The sequence below is a fragment of the Achromobacter sp. Root565 genome (genome assembly GCF_001427425.1).
Lineage (GTDB): Bacteria > Pseudomonadota > Gammaproteobacteria > Burkholderiales > Burkholderiaceae_B > Achromobacter > Achromobacter spanius_D.
This window is the reverse complement of sequence record NZ_LMGO01000009.1, coordinates 119367-136557: the sequence shown is the minus strand read 5'-3', so window position 1 is coordinate 136557 and position 17191 is coordinate 119367. Positions and strand designations below refer to the sequence as shown.

The following is a 17191-nucleotide window of genomic DNA, read 5'->3' as shown; positions in this document are numbered from 1 at the left end:
TTCAATGAATGGAGTTCGGGGCAGGCTCGGCCTGCGGCGCGTAGCCGCCGCCCAAGGCGGTGGCGAGGTTGGCGTCGAGCTGATAGGCGCGGATGCGCAGGTCGGTATCAAGACGGGCCTGCGTCAGCACGCCGGTCTGCGCGATCAGCACCGTGATGTAGTTGCCCATGCCCGCCTTGTAGCGGTCGACGGCCAGCGCGTAGGCGGCCTCGATGGCCTCGCGCGCCTGGCGTTGCTGGGTCTTTTCCTGGTCCAGCAGGCGCAGGCCATCCAGCGCGTCGGCGACCTGATGCGCGGCGTCCAGCACGGTCTGGTTGTAGTCCGACACCGCCAGATCCGCGTCGGCGCGGCGGCCCGCCAGATTGGCGTTGAGCTCGCCGCCGTGGAAGATGGGCAGCGTGATGGCCGGACCGATGCCGGCCATGCGGGCGTCGGCGCCCAGCAGGTTGCCGGTGCCAATCGCTTGAAAACCGACGAACGCGGCCAGGTTCACATTGGGATAGAACTCGGCCTTGGCCGCGTCGATGGCGTGGCGCGCCGCCTCGGCGCGCCAGCGGGCGGCCGTGACGTCGGGACGGTGCCCGAGCAGGTCGAGCGGCACGCTGGCCGGAACGGCCCCGGCCGGTGCGGTCAGCGACACCTGAACCAGATCCTGTCCGCGCTGCGGGCCGGCGCCGGCCAGCGCGGCGACCTGGTTACGCAGTTGGGCGAGCGTGGTGTCGGTCTGGGTCAGTTCGACCTTGCCGGAGGCCAGCGACGACTCGGCCTGCTTGACCTCGACCTGCGTGTCCAGCCCGGCCGAGTAGCGGCCCTGGGTCAGCGACAGGACTTCGGCGCGCTGCGCGATCACGCGGTTCAGCACGTCGCGCTGGGCGAACGCGTTCTGCAGGTTCAGGTAGGCGCGCACGGTGGCGCTGGCGAGCAGGTTGCGCGCGGCTTGCGCGTCGGCGCTGGCGGCTTCCTGCTGCGAGACCGCGGACTGCAGGCGCGAACGGTTCTTGCCCCAGAAATCCAGCTCGTAGCTGAAGTCCAATGCCAGCCGGTTGTCGCTGACGACAGAGCCGCCCAGCGGCGCCGGGTAGATGTAGTCCTTGGACAGGTGCTCGCGGTTGAGGGTGTAGCCCGCGTCCACGCGCGGCAGTAGCGGGGCGCGCGCGATACCGACGGCGGCGTTGGCCTTGGCCAGACGCGCCTGCGCGGCGCTCATCGAGGGACTGTTGGCCAGCGCTTCGGTCATCAGGGCGTTCAGTTGCGGGTCGCCGTAGCGTTCCCACCATTGCGCGGCGGGCCATTCGGTGGCTTGACCGGTCAGCCCGAGCGTGGCGGCATCAAGCGCGGCGACGGGCTTGGGCGCCGGCTCCATCAGCGCGCAACCGGTGAGGGCCAGCACCAATGCGGTAGATAAAAGGCGTTTCATCCTGACTGTTAGCTGAAAGTAATTGATTAATCTGTATTTGCCTAGGCAACGATTATGCCAAATAAAAACCCCGGCTCCAGCACGGGGCGTGGGCGTCAGCGGTCGGCCGGGGAGCCGGAGGCGGACCCGTTTGCGATCATCCGGCGCATGAAGTGCATGAGCTGGGTGACCTCGTCGGTCGAGAAGCCGCGCAGATGATGATTGAGCGCGCGGGCAATGTTGGCGGGAATTTCGCGGGCCTTGGCCTCGCCCAGTTCGGTGAGTTCGATCTTGACGACACGGCGGTCTTCCTGGCTGCGGTTCCGGCGCAAAAGTCCCTTGGCTTCCAGGCGATCCAGCGCGCGCGTCATGGCGCCGGTGTCCATGTCGTTGAGCCGCGCCAGTTCGGCGGGCGTATCGGCGCGGCCCAGGAACACCATGGCCAGCGGACGCCATTGCATGGCGGTGAGATCAAGCGGCGCCATCTCCTGGTCCAGCATCCGGTTCATGGAATGATAGGCCAGCTTGATAAGGTAGCCCGCGTTGTCTTCGGCCATGCAACGGGTGTCGTTGCGGTAATGGACGGGGGCGTCGGGCGACTCGGCGGGTACGGGCGTGGGCAGGGAAGGCGCGGCAGTCATGCGGCGCATTTTACTGCCTAGTCAGTTATTGTCAAGGCTGTATCTTTGAAGCCGGTTCGGCTGCCGTTGCCTGCTTGCGCAGCCCGGACCAGACGATGGCGGCCACGATAAGGGCGCCGCCGGCCAGCATGCGCGGCGTCGGTTCCTGGCTGAACAGCACCCAGGCGAACGCAATGGCGTAGACCGGTTCCAGCGCAATCACCAGCCCCGCGCTTCGGGCATTCAACCGGGTCAGGCTGGACACGAACAGGTAGTGGGACAGCCCGGTGCAAAAGACGCCCAGCAGCGCCAACCAGACCCAGTCCTGCGCGGGCAGGGCAGGAAGCTGGCCGACCGCGAAGGGCATCATCACCAGCGCGACCACGACGTTTTGCCAGCAGGCCACCTGCATCGGGTCCATGCCGGATGCCGAGCGGCGGTTGCTCAGCGCGAGCAGGGCAAAGCTCAGGCCGGACAGCAGGCCCCACGCGAGCCCGATGGTGCCCCGGTTGGCCAGGTCGAACGAGGGCGTGACAAGCACCAGGCCGGCGGTCACCAGGCCCAGCAGCAGCCATTCCGCCAGCCGGACGCGTTCGCGGAAGATCAGGCCTTCAAACAGGGTGATGAACGCGGGAAAGCTGGCAAAGCCGAGCGTCGCGATGGCAATGCCGCCCACCTTCACGGAGATGAAGAAGGTGACCCAGTGCGCCGCGAGCAGCGCGCCCGCGATCACCAGCACGAACAACTGCGCCGGGGTCAGCACGCCAAGCAGCGGCTTGCGGCGCATGCGCGCGAAGATGCCCAGCGCCACGACCGCGAACGCCGCCCGACCCAGCGTGATGACCGCGGCGCTGGCCTGGATCAGTTCGCCGAACACGCCGGTCAGGCCGAATAGCACGGCGGCAATATGGATATAGGTAAGAGCGCGTTGTCGGGTCATGCTGCGAAGAAAGCGGTTTGCATCAGAGAAGGCGTTCAATTTATTTTGCGGTGAACTTAAAATCATCGCATGAATCGTATTGCCAAGCTTACGGCGCTCCCGCTGGCCTCCGGCCGCGCCGCCGGGATCGCCATGGCGGTGCTTGGCGCGATCCTCTTTTCCGCCAAGGCCATCGTCGTCAAGTTCACCTACCGCTACGGGATCGACGCGGTCACGCTGATCGCGTTTCGCATGCTGTTCGCGATGCCGTTCTTCGCGGTCGTGGCGTGGCACCAGTCGCGCCGCGCGGCCCGGGGCGAAATCGTGGTGATGACCACCAAGGAACGCCTGCAGGTGTGCGTGCTTGGCCTCCTAGGCTATTACCTGTCCAGCTTCCTGGATTTCCTGGGGCTGCGCTACATCACCGCCAGCCTCGAACGCCTGATCCTGTTCCTGTCTCCCTCGCTCGTCGTGCTGCTGTCGGCCCTTTGGTTCAAGCGGCCGATCGAGCGCCGGCAATGGCTGGCCATGGTGCTGTCGTATGCCGGCGTGGTGCTGGTGTTTGCGCACGACCTGTCCTTCGGCGGGGGCGGCGAGGTCCTGTTAGGGTCTTTGTTCGTTTTCGGCTCGGCTGCAAGCTATTCTGTGTACCTGATTTGCTCCGGGGAACTGATCAAGCGGATCGGCCCGACGCGTCTGGTGGCGTATGCCATGCTCGTGTCGTGCGTGGCCTGCATCATCCAGTTCTTCGTTGTGCACCCGCCGTCGATGCTGATCCAGCCCGCGGCGGTCTATGGCTACTCCATCATTCACGCCACGCTGAACACGGTGGTGCCGGTGTTCATGCTGATGTGGGCGGTGTCGCTGATCGGCGCACCCACCGCGTCGCTGCTGGGCATGGTGGGGCCGGTGTCGGTGCTGTTCCTGGCCTCGTGGTTCCTCGACGAGCCCATCACCGTGTGGCAGATGGGCGGAACCGTCCTGGTGCTGGCGGGGGTGTTTGCGTTGATGGGGGGCGGCGCCATGCGCACGCCTTCCGCGCAGGACGACAGGCAATCCACGCGTTGAAGTCTGCATTTTTGGTCAATTCGCATTATTTCCAATGAAAGGAGGCCAGCATGGCCAGCAATCTCGTCAAGGCAATTCGTATCGAGCAGCACGGTGGTCCCGAAGTCCTGAAGCTGGTTGAGGTGGAAGTGCCGCCGCCGGCCGCCAACGAAGTCACGATCGAGCAGCACGCCGCCGGTTTGAACTTCATCGATATCTATTTCCGCACGGGCTTGTATCCGCATCCGCTGCCGCATGGCCTGGGTTTCGAGGGCGCCGGCGTGGTGACCGCGGTGGGCGCTGATGTGAAGCACCTGAAGAAGGGCGACCGCGTGGCCTACGGGCAAAGCCCCATCGGCGCCTACGCCAAGGCCCGCAACGTGCCGGCCTTGCAGGTCGTGAAGGTGCCCAAGGGCATCGAATTCGACGAGGCGGCTGCCCTGATGCTCAAGGGCCTGACGGTGCAGTACCTGTTCCGCCAGACCTACCGCCTGCAGGGCGGCGAGACCATTCTGTTCCATGCCGCGGCCGGCGGCGTCGGGCTGATCGCATGCCAATGGGCCAAGGCGCTCGGCGTCAAGCTCATCGGCACGGTATCCAGCCCCGAAAAGGCGGCACTGGCGCGCGAGAACGGCGCGTGGGAAACCATTGATTATTCGCGTGAAAACGTGGTCGAGCGCGTCCTGGAACTGACGGGTGGCAAGAAGGTGCCAGTGGTGTACGACGGCGTGGGCAAGGACACGTGGGAAACCTCGCTGGACTGCATCGAGCCGCGCGGCCTGATGGTCAGCTTCGGCAATGCGTCCGGTCCGGTGGCGGGTGTGAACCTGGCCGTCCTGAACCAGAAGGGCAGCCTGTACGTGACGCGTCCCTCGCTGGGCATCCACGTAAACACGCTGGAAAAGCTGCAGTCGGCTTCCGAAGAGCTGTTCGATCTGGTGCTCAAGAAGAAGATCAAGGTTCGCATCGACCAGCGCTACACGCTGGAGCAGGCGGGCGAAGCGCAAACGGCGCTGGCTTCGCGCAAGACGACGGGCGCGACGGTGCTGACGCTGGACTGATCGCTTCAAAAAGCATTGCGGCGCCCCGTGGGGCGCCGCAGCGGGCCTGGAGGGCGCACGATGCGCGGCCTGCCAGGCCTTTTTCATGGGCGGCGCGGGGCGCGCGCCGCCCGCTGATCAGAGATTTTCTTCGTTGATCAGGTCTTCCTTGCCGTAGAACTTGACGCCGATGTGGATGCGTTCGCGGCCCTGCGAGCGGCGATGGCGGTTGGTGTCGCGCAGCGAATAGACGCAGCCGCAGTATTCCTGCTGGTAGAAGTTCTCGCGCTTGCTAATTTCGATCATGCGCGCCGAACCGCCGCCCTTGCGCCAGTTGTAGGTCCAGTAGATCAGGTCGTCGTAGCGCGCCGCGGCGCGTTCGCCGCAGCCGTTGATCTGATTCATGTCCTTCCAGCGCGAGATCCCGAGCGAGCTGGTGATGGTGTCAAAGCCATGCTCGTGGGCGTAGAGCGCGGTGCGCTCGAAGCGCATGTCGAAGCAGGCCGTGCAGCGCTCGCCGCGCTCGGGCGCGTCTTCCATGCCCTTGACGCGGTCGAACCAGTTGTCCATGTCGTAGTCGGCGTCGATGAATTCGATGCCGTGCTGCTCGGCAAAGCGGATGTTCTCCTGCTTGCGGATTTCGTACTCTTTGACCGGATGGATGTTCGGGTTGTAGAAGTAGATCGCGTAATCGAGCCCGGAGGCCGTCATGGCCTCCATGACCTCGCCGGAACAGGGCGCGCAGCACGAATGCATCAGCACCTTGCTGCGGCCGGCGGGCAGGTCGAGTTTGGGGCGGACGAGTTCAGACATGGCGGTCAGGCAAAAGCGGAAAAACCCTTATTTTACGACGAGTTGTCATCAGCCCAGCACCGTCGTCCAGAGTTCGCGGACCGCGGCCCGTTCTGCCTGGAGCTGGTCGGGCCCCACGCGGGCCTTTTCCACCCCCTGCAGGCGCAACTGGTGCTGGACGCGCCGCAGCGTGCGGTAGGCGTCCCCCGACCGCGCCGCGAGGTCCGGCGGGATCAGCCCGGCTTCGGCGGCCAGGCGCAGCAGCGCGATGTTGCCCAGGTTGCGCACCAGCACCGGGTGCGTGCGCGCGTGGCACAGCACCAGATACTGTGTCACGAACTCCACGTCGACCATGCCTCCGCGATCGTGCTTCAGATCGAAGCGGTCGGACGTGTTGGGATGGCCGGCGTTGATCTTCTCGCGCATTGCCAGCACCTCATTGCGCAGCGCGGCCGTGTCGCGCGGCGCCACCAGGATGTCTTCGCGGATCTTTTCGAAGCGGTCGCCCAAGCTGGCGTCGCCGGCGGCAAAACGCGCCCGGGTCAGCGCCTGGTGTTCCCACGCCCACGCGTGCTTGTGCTGGTATTGCTCGAAGGCCTCGAGCGACACGGCCAGCAGCCCCGCGTCCCCATCGGGCCGCAGGCGCAGGTCGGTCTCGTACAGCCGGCCCGAGGACGTCATGGTCGACAGCCAGGACGACATGCGCCGGCCCAGCTTGGCGTAGACCTCCGCGGCGTCGTCGCGCGGGTCGTCAAAGAGGAACACCAGGTCCAGGTCGGACGCATAGCCCAGCTCCTTGCCGCCGAGCTTGCCGTACGCGATGACGGCAAAGTGCGGTTCGGCGCCCGGGATCTTGTTCACGAGCGGCCACGCGCGGCGGATGGTTTCGGTAAGCAGCAGGTCGGCCAGCGCCGACAACTGGTCGGCCAGCTTTTCGACGGTGAGCTCGCCCTCCAGATCCTGCGCCAGCAATTGGAAGCTGGCCTGGCGCTGCACATCGCGCATCAGGTTCATCTGGCGCTCGACGTCCGGGTCGCCGTCGGGAAGCCGGCAGGCGTCCAGGTCCGCGGTCAGTTGCCGGGCAATCTGGCCGAAGTCCAGCGGCTCGAAAAGCGTGCGCCAGTCGATCAGGCTGTCGAGCAGCAGCGGATGCTGCGTCAGATACTGCGCGGCCCACGGGCTGGCGGCCACCATTCGCGCCACGCGGGCGAGCGTGTCCGGGTATTCAGCCAGCAGGGCCAGGTACGCGCTGCGCTGCGCAATCTTTTCGATCAGGTCGAAGAGACGGACTGCGGCTTCATGCGGCGCCGGCGTCTGCAGCGCGGCGCGCAGCGCGGCAGGCAGCAGGATCTCCATGCGGCGGCGGCTGCTTTCGGGCAGGCTGCGCACGCGGTGGCTGCCGGACAGCGTCTGGGCGCGGCGCAGGAGGTCGTCCGCGTCGTTGCCAAACGCCTGGCGGATCTGATCGCTCAGTTCGCTTTCGCTGTCAGGCTCGTCCTGGCTGGCGGGCGCGGTGTCCGGGGTGGCGGCGGGCGCGGATTCTTCCTCGCCCATGCCGACCATGCGGAACACGTTGCGGAAGGTCTGCGACACGAACGTGCGGTGCGCGGCCAACGTGCTTTCAAAGTCTTCGGGCGTCATCCCGAGCGCCGCGGCCAGGGCGGCGCGCAGGTCAGGGTCGCCGGGCAAGAGGTGGGTCTGTTCGTCTTCGCGGTACTGCAGCGCGTGCTCGGTGCGCCGCAGGAATCGGTAGGCATCTTCGAGCCGGCGGGCGTCGTCCTCGGGGACCAGACCCGCCACGCATTCGGCGTGCAGCGCTTCCAGCAAGCCGCGCTTTTGCAGCGCCGGCATGCGGCCGCCGCGGATCAATTGCGCAAGCTGCACCACGAACTCGATCTCGCGGATGCCGCCGTCACCCAGCTTGATGTTGTTGGCGCTGTCGATGCCGTTGCGCGCCGACGCGCGGCGCTGCCAGTCCTGGCGGATGCGCTCGCGCAACGCGCGCAGCGCGGCCAGCGCGTCAAAATCGAAGTACTTGCGGTAGACGAAGGGCACGCGCAGGCTTTCGAGCTGCCTGGCCTGCGCGGCACTGTCGCTGTCTGCAAATGCCTGCGCGGGCATCAGCCGCGCCTTCAGCCACGCATAGCGCTCCCATTCGCGGCCCTGGCCGATGAGGTAATGCTCCAGGGCGTCCAGGCTCCAGGCCAACGGACCCGAGTCGCCGTCGGGACGCAGGCGCAAGTCGGTGCGGAACACCTGGCCGTTGGCGTCCACCTCGGACAGCACCGGCATCATGCGGCGGGTCAATCGACCATAGAACTCGTGATGGCTGATGCGGCGGGGGCCGTCGGTTTCGCCTTCCTCGCCGTAGAGCATGATGAGGTCGATGTCGGACGAGACGTTCAGCTCGCAGCCGCCCAGCTTGCCCATGCCGACGATCAGCATCTCCTGCGGCTTGCCGGTGGCGGGGTCACGCGGAACGCCGTGGACGGCCACCAGTTCCGCCGCCACGCTGCGATAGGCGGCGGCCACCGCCATGTCCGCCAGCGCGGTCATGGCGCCCACCACTTCCTCAAGCGGCGCTTGCCCAGTCAGGTCGCGCACGATCAGCACGCTGAAGACGCGTTCGCGCAGCTTGCGCAGCACCATGCGGCAGACGTCCACCGGCAGGGCGGCGGAGGCGTCCGAGGCCGTGCCGGCCAGTTCGTTCTGCCATTGCGCCATCAGGTCCGGTGTCACGGGGTGTTTCACGGCCTTGTCCAACCAGGCGGCCAGGTCCGAGTGGGCGTCCAGGCGGCGGCGCAGATGGCCGGACCAGGCGAGGGCAGGGGCAAGCAAGGATGGTTTCGACATGGTGCAAAGGGCGGCAGACGGATGGACGTGTTTCAGGTATAAGTGGGGACGATACTGCAAGACATCTCCTCCTGCCCACTGATCCGTGTCTGTTCCAAAAAAAGTGCTCCGCAGCCTGTTCTGGGCCGCGCTGACCGTCTATGGCGTCGTCGCCATCGGGTTTCTGGGCGTGCGCTACTGGGTCCTCCCGCGGGTGGATCAGTGGCGCCCTCAGATCGAAGCCTACGCCAGCGAGGCGTTGGGCGCCCGCGTCACGATCGGCGCGATCAAGGCAAACTGGCAAGGGCTCAATCCTAGGCTCGATCTCGCCGCCGTCCAGGTCTACGACGACGAGGCCGATCCGGTATTGAGCCTGCCGTCCGTTTCCGCGGTTGTTGCATGGCGCAGCCTGCTGGCGCTGTCGCCCACGCTGGTGCGGCTGCGGCTGGAAAAACCGGAACTTACGTTGCGGCGGGACGCGTCCAATCATCTGTGGGTCGCCGGGCAGGACATCGACCTGAACGCAAGCGACCACGCCTCCGATCTGAATCATCCGGGCCTGCGCTGGCTGGCGGCGCAGCGCGAACTGCTGGTCAGTGACGCCACGCTGCGCTGGCAGGACGAACTGCGCCAGGCGCCGGAACTGACGCTGGAGGGGGTCGACTTCCTGGTGCGCAATGGCGCGCTGTCGCATCGGTTCGTGCTGCAGGCCTCCGCGGGCCCCGCGCTGGCGAACAAGCTGGAGCTGCGTGGCGAATTCAACCGTAGCCTCTTCGCCACCGACGCTCGGAGACCCGCCAACTGGAGCGGACAGATTTTTGCGCAGGTTGATGACGTGGAGCCGCAGGCCTGGGCGCCGTGGATCGACGTGCCCGCGGTCGCCGGCCGGCTGGCCGCGCGGGCGTGGTGGCAACTGGACCACGGCAAGTTCACCGAACTGACCAGCGACGTCGCCGTGCGCGGCGTGGCCTGGACCTCCGCGCCGGACGGCCCCGCCGTCCAGAGCGGGTCGGGCCAGTTACGCTTTTCCGTGTGGCCCGGCGATTACGTGAAGATCGAAGGCGTGCCGCTGGGTCGCAGCACGGGCGCGCCTGCCGTGGCCGTCAAGGGCAAGGTGCATCAGTTGGGCGTGACGCTGCCGGGCGTCTTCGAGACGCCGACCCTGCGGGCCGACGACCTGGAACTCGACGCCCAGGTCAAGGGGCCGGATTCGGAGCATTGGTTCGTCGACGTGGCCCAGTTGCGCTTGGCCAATGAAGATCTGGAAGCACGCCTGCAAGGGCAATGGCGGCCCGAGGGTAAGACCGCCGCGGGCACGGCCGACGTGCGCGGCACGATGGTGCGCGGCTCGATGCCGGCCATCCACCGTTATCTGCCGCTCGAGGTAAACGCCGACGCCCGCGAATGGCTGGCGACCGGCCTGCCCGCCGGGCAGATGCACTCGGCGGCCATCACGCTCAAGGGCGATCTGGACGACTTTCCGTATGGCGCGCCCGGCTCGACCGGCGAGTTCGTCATCGCGGGCAACTATTCCGGCGCCAAGGTCGATTACGCGCCGGCGCGCAAACACCACAAGGGCTGGCCGATGCTGGAAAACCTGTCGGGCAGTTTTCGCATCGACAAGGTGAGCCTGGCGTTGGACAGCGCGGGCGGCGCCGTGGCGCATACCGGACAGGGACACACCGTGAAGTTGGGCGCGGTGAAAGCCGCCATTCCCAACATGGAACACGACTCGCAGCTTCGGGTCACCGGCGATACCTCCGGGCCGGTGGCGGCGTACCTGGCGCTGGCCGCGAATTCTCCGCTGGGCGAGTTGCTGGACGGGGCCCTGGACGAGGCGCACGGCACCGGCGACTGGCGGATGCCGCTCGATCTCACCGTGCCGCTGCTCAACACCGACGACACGCGGGTGCTGGGGCGCATCAGGTTCTCGGACAATTCGTTCAGCTTCATGCCCGAGATTCCGGTGCTCAGCCAGATCCACGGTGATCTGGAATTTTCGGAAAAGGGCGTGCAGACCAAGGGCATCCGCGCGCAGTTCCTGGGCGGGCCCGTCAACATCTACGGCACGCTGGCGCAAGGCACGGACGCGCTGCGCTTTGACGGCACGCTATCGGGAGCCGGACTGACGCAGTTGAGCCGCGCGCCGTCGATGTCGCGCTTTACCGGCCGGGCGGCTTACAAGGGCCGGCTGATCTACCTGAAGGGCGGCGCGATCGACATTTCGGCCGAGTCCGACCTGATCGGCATGGCGATCGACATGCCCGCGCCGGCCGGCAAGCCCGCCAAGTCCGCGCAGTTGTTGAAGCTGCAATGGTCGCCCGCGCAGGACCGGGGCGCGCGCGACCGGCGCTGGCTCACGGCCAGCCTGGGCGACAACGTCAACGCGTTGTTCGAGCGGGACCCTGCCGATGGCTCGGCCTCCTATTTTTCGCGCGGCGCATTGGGCGTCGGGCGGCCAGCCAGCCTGCCGGAACGCGGGCTGAGCCTGAACGCCAACCTGCCTGAGTTGGACATGGACGGCTGGGAAAAGGTATCGGATGGATTCGACGCCCCGCCCGTCAAGGGCAGGCCGCCTTCCAAGCCCATCCTGCCGCAGCCCGAGCGCATCAGTCTGGCGGCCGGTGTGATGCACGCCAGCGGCTTGACCTTCAATGACCTGACGCTGTACGCCACGCGCCCCGCGCCGGCGCGCTGGCGCGTCGAACTGGAATCGCGGCAGGCGGCGGGCACGCTGGAATGGCGCGAGGCGCAGGGCGCCATCGCCGGCCAGATCACCGCTCGCCTGAAACACCTGTCGATCGCGGGCGAGGGCGATGCCAACCAGGCCGACAAGGCGCTGGCGTCCGGCAACGACCTGTCCGACATCCCCGCCATCGACCTGCAAGCCAACCAGTTCATGCTGTACGGCAAGAACCTGGGGACGCTGCAGGTGACGGGCACCAATCTGGAACGCGGACGGCAGTGGCGGCTGGACAAGCTGTCCATCACCAACGATTCGGCGGCCCTGAACGCCACGGGCAACTGGGGGCTGGAAGGTCCGAACCGCGGTCTGACCGTCGATGCGGTGCTGACGCTGGAAAACATCGGTGACTTCATGGGCCGGATCGGCTTCGAGAACGTGGTGTCCAACGGCAAGGGAACGATCCAGGGCAAAGCCACGTGGCGCAATCTGCCGTGGACGCACAACATTGCGGACGTCGTGGGCGACGTGGTCGTCAGCCTGGACAACGGCCGCTTCATGCACGTGAATTCCCGCACCGCGCGGCTGCTGGAGCTGCTGTCGCTGCAGTCGCTGCAACGGCTGGCTAGGTTGGACGTGAACCCTACCAATTTGCTGCGCGACGGCTTTCCGTTCGACACCATCCGGGGCCACGTGAAGGTGGCCGACGGCATGCTGACCACCGAAGGCTACAAGATCAACGGGCCGGTCGCCGCCATCGTCCTGGCCGGCGGCGTGAACCTCGTCAAGGAGCGCTGGGACATGAAGGCGGTGGTGATTCCGAATCTGGACGCCAGCGGCGCGGCAATGGTGACGGCGCTGGCGGTCAATCCGCTGATCGGCCTGGGCGCTTTTGTCACGCAATGGCTGCTCAAGCAGCCGCTCGCCCGCGCGATGACCATGGAATACGCCGTCACGGGTAGCTGGGACGACCCCAGCATCGAGCCGATCGAAGCCGGCAAGGAACCTGCCAAGCAGACGCCGCGCCCCGCGAATGCCACGCCGCGCCGGATGCCGGAATTCATCGAACACTGAGCCGCCGCGGGAAGCTTCGCAGGTGTCTGACACCCATTGCGACGCCGCAGCAAGCTGACGACGATATACGCCGGGTGTCAGACACCGTCCCAAGCAAGAAATCACCCATAAAAAAAGCCGCCCTTGCAAAGGCGGCTTCTTTTGGCGCGGACGATGCGCTTACTTCTTCTTCATCATGTCGAAGAATTCGGCGTTGGTCTTGGTGGCGCGCATCTTGTCCAGGATGAATTCCATGGATTGGACTTCGTCCATGTCGTGGATGAACTTGCGCAGCACCCACACCTTCTGCAGCAGGTCGGGCGCGATCAGCAGCTCTTCGCGGCGAGTGCCCGACTTGTTCAGGTTGATGGACGGGTAGACGCGCTTTTCAGCCAGGCGGCGCTCGAGGTGGACTTCGGAGTTGCCGGTGCCCTTGAATTCTTCATAGATGACTTCATCCATGCGGCTGCCGGTTTCGATCAGCGCGGTGCCCAGGATGGTCAGCGAGCCGCCTTCTTCCAGGTTGCGCGCCGCGCCGAAGAAGCGCTTGGGACGCTGCAGGGCGTTGGCGTCCACGCCGCCGGTCAGCACCTTGCCGGAAGCCGGCACGACGGTGTTGTAGGCGCGGGCCAGACGGGTGATCGAGTCCAGCAGGATCACGACGTCCTTCTTCATTTCGACCAGGCGCTTGGCCTTTTCGATGACCATTTCGGCCACTTGCACGTGACGCGTGGCGGGTTCGTCGAAGGTCGACGCAACCACTTCACCGCGCACGGTGCGCTGCATTTCGGTCACTTCCTCGGGGCGTTCATCGACCAGCAGGACGATCATGACCGCGTCGGGGTAGTTGGTGGTGATGGCGTGCGCAATGTGCTGCATCATCACCGTCTTGCCGGACTTGGGGCTGGCGACGATCAGGCCGCGCTGGCCCATGCCGATGGGGGCGAAGACGTCGAGGATCCGGCCGGTGAGGTTTTCCTCGCTCTTGATGTCGCGTTCCAGGCGGATGACGCGGTTCGGATGCAGCGGCGTCAGGTTCTCGAACATGATGCGATGCTTGATCGCCTCGGGCGCCACGCCGTTGACCTTGTCCACCTTCACCAGGGCGAAATAGCGCTCGCCATCCTTGGGGGTGCGCACTTCGCCTTCGATGGAGTCGCCGGTGTGCAGATTGAAACGGCGGATCTGCGACGGGGAAATGTAGATGTCGTCGGTGCTGGCCAGATACGAGGTTTCCGGCGAGCGCAGGAAACCAAAACCGTCGGGCAGGACTTCAAGAACGCCGTCGCCGAAGATCTGCTCGCCCTGCTTGGCGCGCCGCTTCATGATGGCGAACATCAGTTCCTGCTTGCGCAGGCGGTTGGCGTTCTCGATTTCCAGGCCAGCGGCCATTTCGAGCAGCTGCGAGACGTGCAGCGCCTTCAGTTCGTTGAGGTGCATCGCGGTGAGTGTTGGGGGAAAAGTAAAGGAGGGCTCTGGCGGCGCGCCACGGACGGGCTCGCGCGGTACTGAATGAGCGCCGCCTATGCGGCGGCGCCTTCGTTTACAGCACGCGATTTACAACGCGCCGTCCAGGAATGCGGTGAGTTGCGACTTCGACAGCGCGCCAACTTTGGTGGCGGCAGCTTGGCCGTCTTTAAAGAGCATAAGGGTCGGAATGCCGCGGATGCCGTACTTGGTGGCGGTGCCCTGATTTTCGTCCACGTTCAGCTTGGCGATCGTCAAGCGGCCAGCGTATTCGGCGGCGACTTCTTCCAAAATGGGGGCGATCATCTTGCAGGGGCCACACCAGGCAGCCCAGTAGTCCACCAGCACCGGCTGGCCGGATTTCAACACATCGGCATCGAAGCTGGCGTCACTGACGTTCTTGATTTGGTCGCTCATGATGGTGATTCTCGGTTCGGCAGCAAAAGGCGCGTTAAAACGCGCCTTGCCGTTGTTCTTGTTTGTGGAATGGACTCAAGCATACCACTGTCAATAACAACAGGCATACCACTGTTAATAACAACAGGGTTTGCAGGATTTTGTGTAGGATGTTGCGGCTCAGCTGTCGCGATCCGGGAGGTCAACGCCCGGGACGGCGGTTGTGACTGTTCATCATCCTACCGAATTCGGACCTGGTCAGGTCGTGCGCATCCCACCCGGAGCCGCGCAGAATCTAGGCTTAACCGTAAAATGTCGGTTTTTTTCCACAGATGTTGGGGATAACTTGGCCACTCCACGTTACAACGAGGCGTCCATCCGCGTCCTGAAGGGGCTGGAACCCGTGCGGCAGCGCCCGGGCATGTACACCCGCACCGAAAACCCCCTGCACGTCGTGCAGGAGGTCATAGACAACGCCGCGGACGAGGCCCTCGCCGGTCACGGCAAACAGATCCAGGTCACGCTGCATGCCGATGGCAGCGTCTCCGTCGAGGACGACGGCCGCGGCATTCCCGTCGGCCTGCACCCCGAAGAAAACGCGCCCGTCGTCGAACTCGTGTTCACGCGCCTGCATGCGGGCGGCAAGTTCGACAAGGCGGGCGGCGGCGCTTACGCCTTCTCGGGCGGCCTGCACGGCGTCGGCGTGTCCGTCACCAATGCGCTCGCCACCCGCCTGGAAGTCATCGTCTGGCGCGACAACGCCGTCAGCCGGCTGGTGTTCAAGGGCGGCGACGTCGACGAGCCCCTGGCGCCTTACGACCAGGGCGGCCGCAAGAAGTCCGGCACCCGCGTGCGCGTCTGGCCCGATGCCAAATACTTCGACAGCCCCAATATCCCGCTGGGCGAGCTGACGCATCTGCTGCGCAGCAAGGCCGTGCTGCTGCCGGGCGTGAAGGTCACGCTCGTCAACGAGAAAACCGGCGACACCAAGACCTGGCAGTATCAGGACGGCCTGCGCGGCTACCTGGCCGAAGCCCTGGTAGGCGCCGAACTGATGGTGCCGTTCTTCGAAGCCGAACAGTACGCCGGCGCCGACCACGAAAATTTCGCCGAAGGCGAGGGCGCCCAATGGGTGGTGGCCTGGACCGACGACGGCAACGCGGTGCGCGAGTCCTACGTCAACCTCATTCCCACGCCGGCCGGCGGCACGCATGAATCCGGCCTGCGCGAAGGCCTGTTTGGCGCGGTCAAGGGCTTTGCCGAGCTTCACAGCCTGCTGCCCAAGGGCGTGAAGCTCTTGCCCGAAGACGTGTTCGCCCGCGCCAGCTTCGTGCTGTCGGCCAAGGTGCTCGATCCGCAATTCCAGGGTCAGATCAAGGAACGCCTGAACAGCCGCGACGCCGTGCGGCTGGTCGGCGGATTCTCCAAGAGCGCGCTCGACCTTTGGCTGCACAGCAACGTCGAATACGGCAAGAAGCTCGCGGAACTGGCCATCCGGCAGGCGCAGGCGCGCCAGCGTTCGGCCCAGAAGGTTGAAAAGCGCAAGAGCTCCGGCGTGGCGGTGCTGCCCGGCAAGCTGACCGACTGCGAGTCCAGCGACGCCACGCGCACCGAAGTGTTTCTGGTCGAGGGCGACTCGGCCGGCGGCTCGGCCAAGATGGGCCGCGACAAGGAATTTCAGGCCATCCTGCCGCTGCGCGGCAAGGTGCTCAATTCCTGGGAAGTCGACCGCGACCGGCTCTTTGCCAATAACGAAATCCACGACATTTCCGTGGCGATCGGCGTCGACCCCCACGGCCCCAACGACTCGCCCGACCTGTCCGGCCTGCGCTACGGCCGAATCTGCATCCTGTCGGACGCGGACGTCGACGGCTCGCACATCCAGGTGCTGCTGCTGACGCTGTTCTACCGGCACTTCCCCAAGCTCGTCGAGGCCGGCAACGTCTACGTCGCCAAGCCGCCGCTGTTCCGCCTGGACGTACCCGCCCAGGGCAAGCGCCCCGCCCGCAAGATCTATTGTCTTGACGATGGCGAGCTCGAAGCCGCGCAGGACAAGCTGCGCAAGGAAGGCGTGCGCGAAGGTGCGTGGGCCGTCAGCCGGTTCAAGGGCCTGGGCGAAATGAACCCCGAGCAACTGTGGGAAACCACCATGAATCCGGACACGCGCCGCCTGCTGCCCGTGGGGTACGGCGACCAGACCCCCGACGACACCACCCGCATGTTCGACATGCTGATGGGCAAGGGCGAGTCCTCGCAACGCCGCGCGTGGATCGAGGAAAAGGGCAATCTGGCGGAGCTCGACATCTGATGACGCCGTCCGCGCCCGGGCAAGCCCGCATGGTCGTCGACCTGACCGCCGACGACTACGCGGATTTTGCCGCCTATGTGTACAAACGGCCGGAGCTGCGCCGCAGACGGTACCGGTCTCATTTGCGCTTCGGCGTCCTGATGATCGTGGCGCTGCTTGCGTACCTGATCTGGCAGACCTGGGACGGCAAGGGCCCCAATTGGGGCGCGATCCTGCCGGTGTATTTCCAGGGGCTGGCGGTGGGTTTGGGCATCCTGGCGCTGCTGGCCCTGGCCTACGAATACGTGCTGCCCGGACTCGTGCGGATGAACACGCGCCGCATGCTGGCCAAGCAGCCCGACACCCTGTACCTGGGGCGGCACGAACTGGACTTCGGGCCCGACGGCGTCACCGACAGCACCGCCTCCGCCTCCGGGCACATGGCGTGGACGGACGTGCGGCGGGTCGAGGAAACCCCCGAACATCTCTACGTCATCCTCGGCACCCTGCAGGGCGTGATCATCCCCAAGCGCGGGCAGGACGCCGCCACGTTGCAGGCCGTGCGCGCCCAGATGCGCGTGCATGTCGCCGACACGCAGCTCCTGGCCCCGTCCGCCTGAGGCGCATTGACGCCGTTTCGATGAATTTGTCTACCTGAA

12 protein-coding genes are annotated in these 17191 nt (G+C 65.8%); 5 read left to right on the top strand and 7 right to left on the bottom strand.

The features are described from left to right. Position 1 precedes the first annotated feature (1 nt). The 3 genes from ASD71_RS26615 to ASD71_RS26605 form a co-directional block, all read right to left on the bottom strand. On the bottom strand, positions 2–1417 hold the full coding sequence (locus ASD71_RS26615; protein WP_056571553.1) for an efflux transporter outer membrane subunit: 1416 nt from the start codon (positions 1415–1417) through the stop codon (positions 2–4). Positions 1418–1512: 95 nt separating this feature from the next. Continuing rightward, entirely contained in the window at positions 1513–2037 is a 525-nt protein-coding gene (locus ASD71_RS26610; RefSeq protein ID WP_056571614.1) for a MarR family winged helix-turn-helix transcriptional regulator, read from the bottom strand. A 31-nt stretch (positions 2038–2068) separates the two neighbouring features. After that, a complete protein-coding gene (locus ASD71_RS26605) occupies positions 2069–2956 on the bottom strand; it encodes a DMT family transporter (protein WP_056571550.1) in 888 nt (295 codons plus the stop codon). A gap of 69 nt (positions 2957–3025) precedes the next feature. Between ASD71_RS26605 and ASD71_RS26600 the strand changes: the two genes are divergently transcribed. Both ASD71_RS26600 and ASD71_RS26595 read left to right on the top strand, forming a co-directional pair. Then, on the top strand, positions 3026–4003 hold the full coding sequence (locus tag ASD71_RS26600) for a DMT family transporter (RefSeq protein ID WP_056571548.1): 978 nt from the start codon (positions 3026–3028) through the stop codon (positions 4001–4003). Between the two features lie 50 nt (positions 4004–4053). Further along, positions 4054–5043 carry a quinone oxidoreductase gene (locus tag ASD71_RS26595; protein ID WP_056571545.1) on the top strand — a complete coding sequence of 330 codons (990 nt, stop codon included), beginning with the start codon at positions 4054–4056 and terminating at the stop codon, positions 5041–5043. A 117-nt stretch (positions 5044–5160) separates the two neighbouring features. Here ASD71_RS26595 and ASD71_RS26590 read toward each other — a convergent pair whose 3' ends face one another. Both ASD71_RS26590 and glnE read right to left on the bottom strand, forming a co-directional pair. Then, positions 5161–5835 (bottom strand): epoxyqueuosine reductase QueH, encoded by a 675-nt coding sequence (locus ASD71_RS26590; protein ID WP_056571542.1) that lies wholly within the window; start codon positions 5833–5835, stop codon positions 5161–5163. 48 nt (positions 5836–5883) lie between these two features. Further along, positions 5884–8667: a bifunctional [glutamate--ammonia ligase]-adenylyl-L-tyrosine phosphorylase/[glutamate--ammonia-ligase] adenylyltransferase gene (gene glnE / locus ASD71_RS26585; RefSeq protein ID WP_056571539.1), complete on the bottom strand. Its 2784-nt coding sequence runs from the start codon at positions 8665–8667 to the stop codon at positions 5884–5886. Positions 8668–8770: 103 nt separating this feature from the next. Here glnE and ASD71_RS26580 point away from each other — a divergent pair, with 103 nt between their 5' ends. Beyond that, positions 8771–12403 (top strand): YhdP family protein, encoded by a 3633-nt coding sequence (locus tag ASD71_RS26580; RefSeq protein WP_082579072.1) that lies wholly within the window; start codon positions 8771–8773, stop codon positions 12401–12403. 159 nt (positions 12404–12562) lie between these two features. Here ASD71_RS26580 and rho read toward each other — a convergent pair whose 3' ends face one another. Both rho and trxA read right to left on the bottom strand, forming a co-directional pair. Beyond that, on the bottom strand, positions 12563–13822 hold the full coding sequence (gene rho / locus ASD71_RS26575; RefSeq protein WP_043541410.1) for a transcription termination factor Rho: 1260 nt from the start codon (positions 13820–13822) through the stop codon (positions 12563–12565). Positions 13823–13939: 117 nt separating this feature from the next. Further along, positions 13940–14266, bottom strand: coding sequence for a thioredoxin TrxA (gene trxA, locus ASD71_RS26570; protein WP_056315616.1), 327 nt, complete (start codon positions 14264–14266; stop codon positions 13940–13942). A gap of 325 nt (positions 14267–14591) precedes the next feature. Here trxA and ASD71_RS26565 point away from each other — a divergent pair, with 325 nt between their 5' ends. Continuing rightward, positions 14592–16553, top strand: a complete 1962-nt coding sequence (locus ASD71_RS26565) for a DNA topoisomerase IV subunit B (RefSeq protein WP_056571533.1) — start codon at positions 14592–14594, stop codon at positions 16551–16553. Then, positions 16553–17152, top strand: a complete 600-nt coding sequence (locus ASD71_RS26560) for a YcxB family protein (protein ID WP_056571530.1) — start codon at positions 16553–16555, stop codon at positions 17150–17152. Before ASD71_RS26565 ends, ASD71_RS26560 begins: the two co-directional genes overlap by 1 nt. Positions 17153–17191 lie beyond the last annotated feature (39 nt).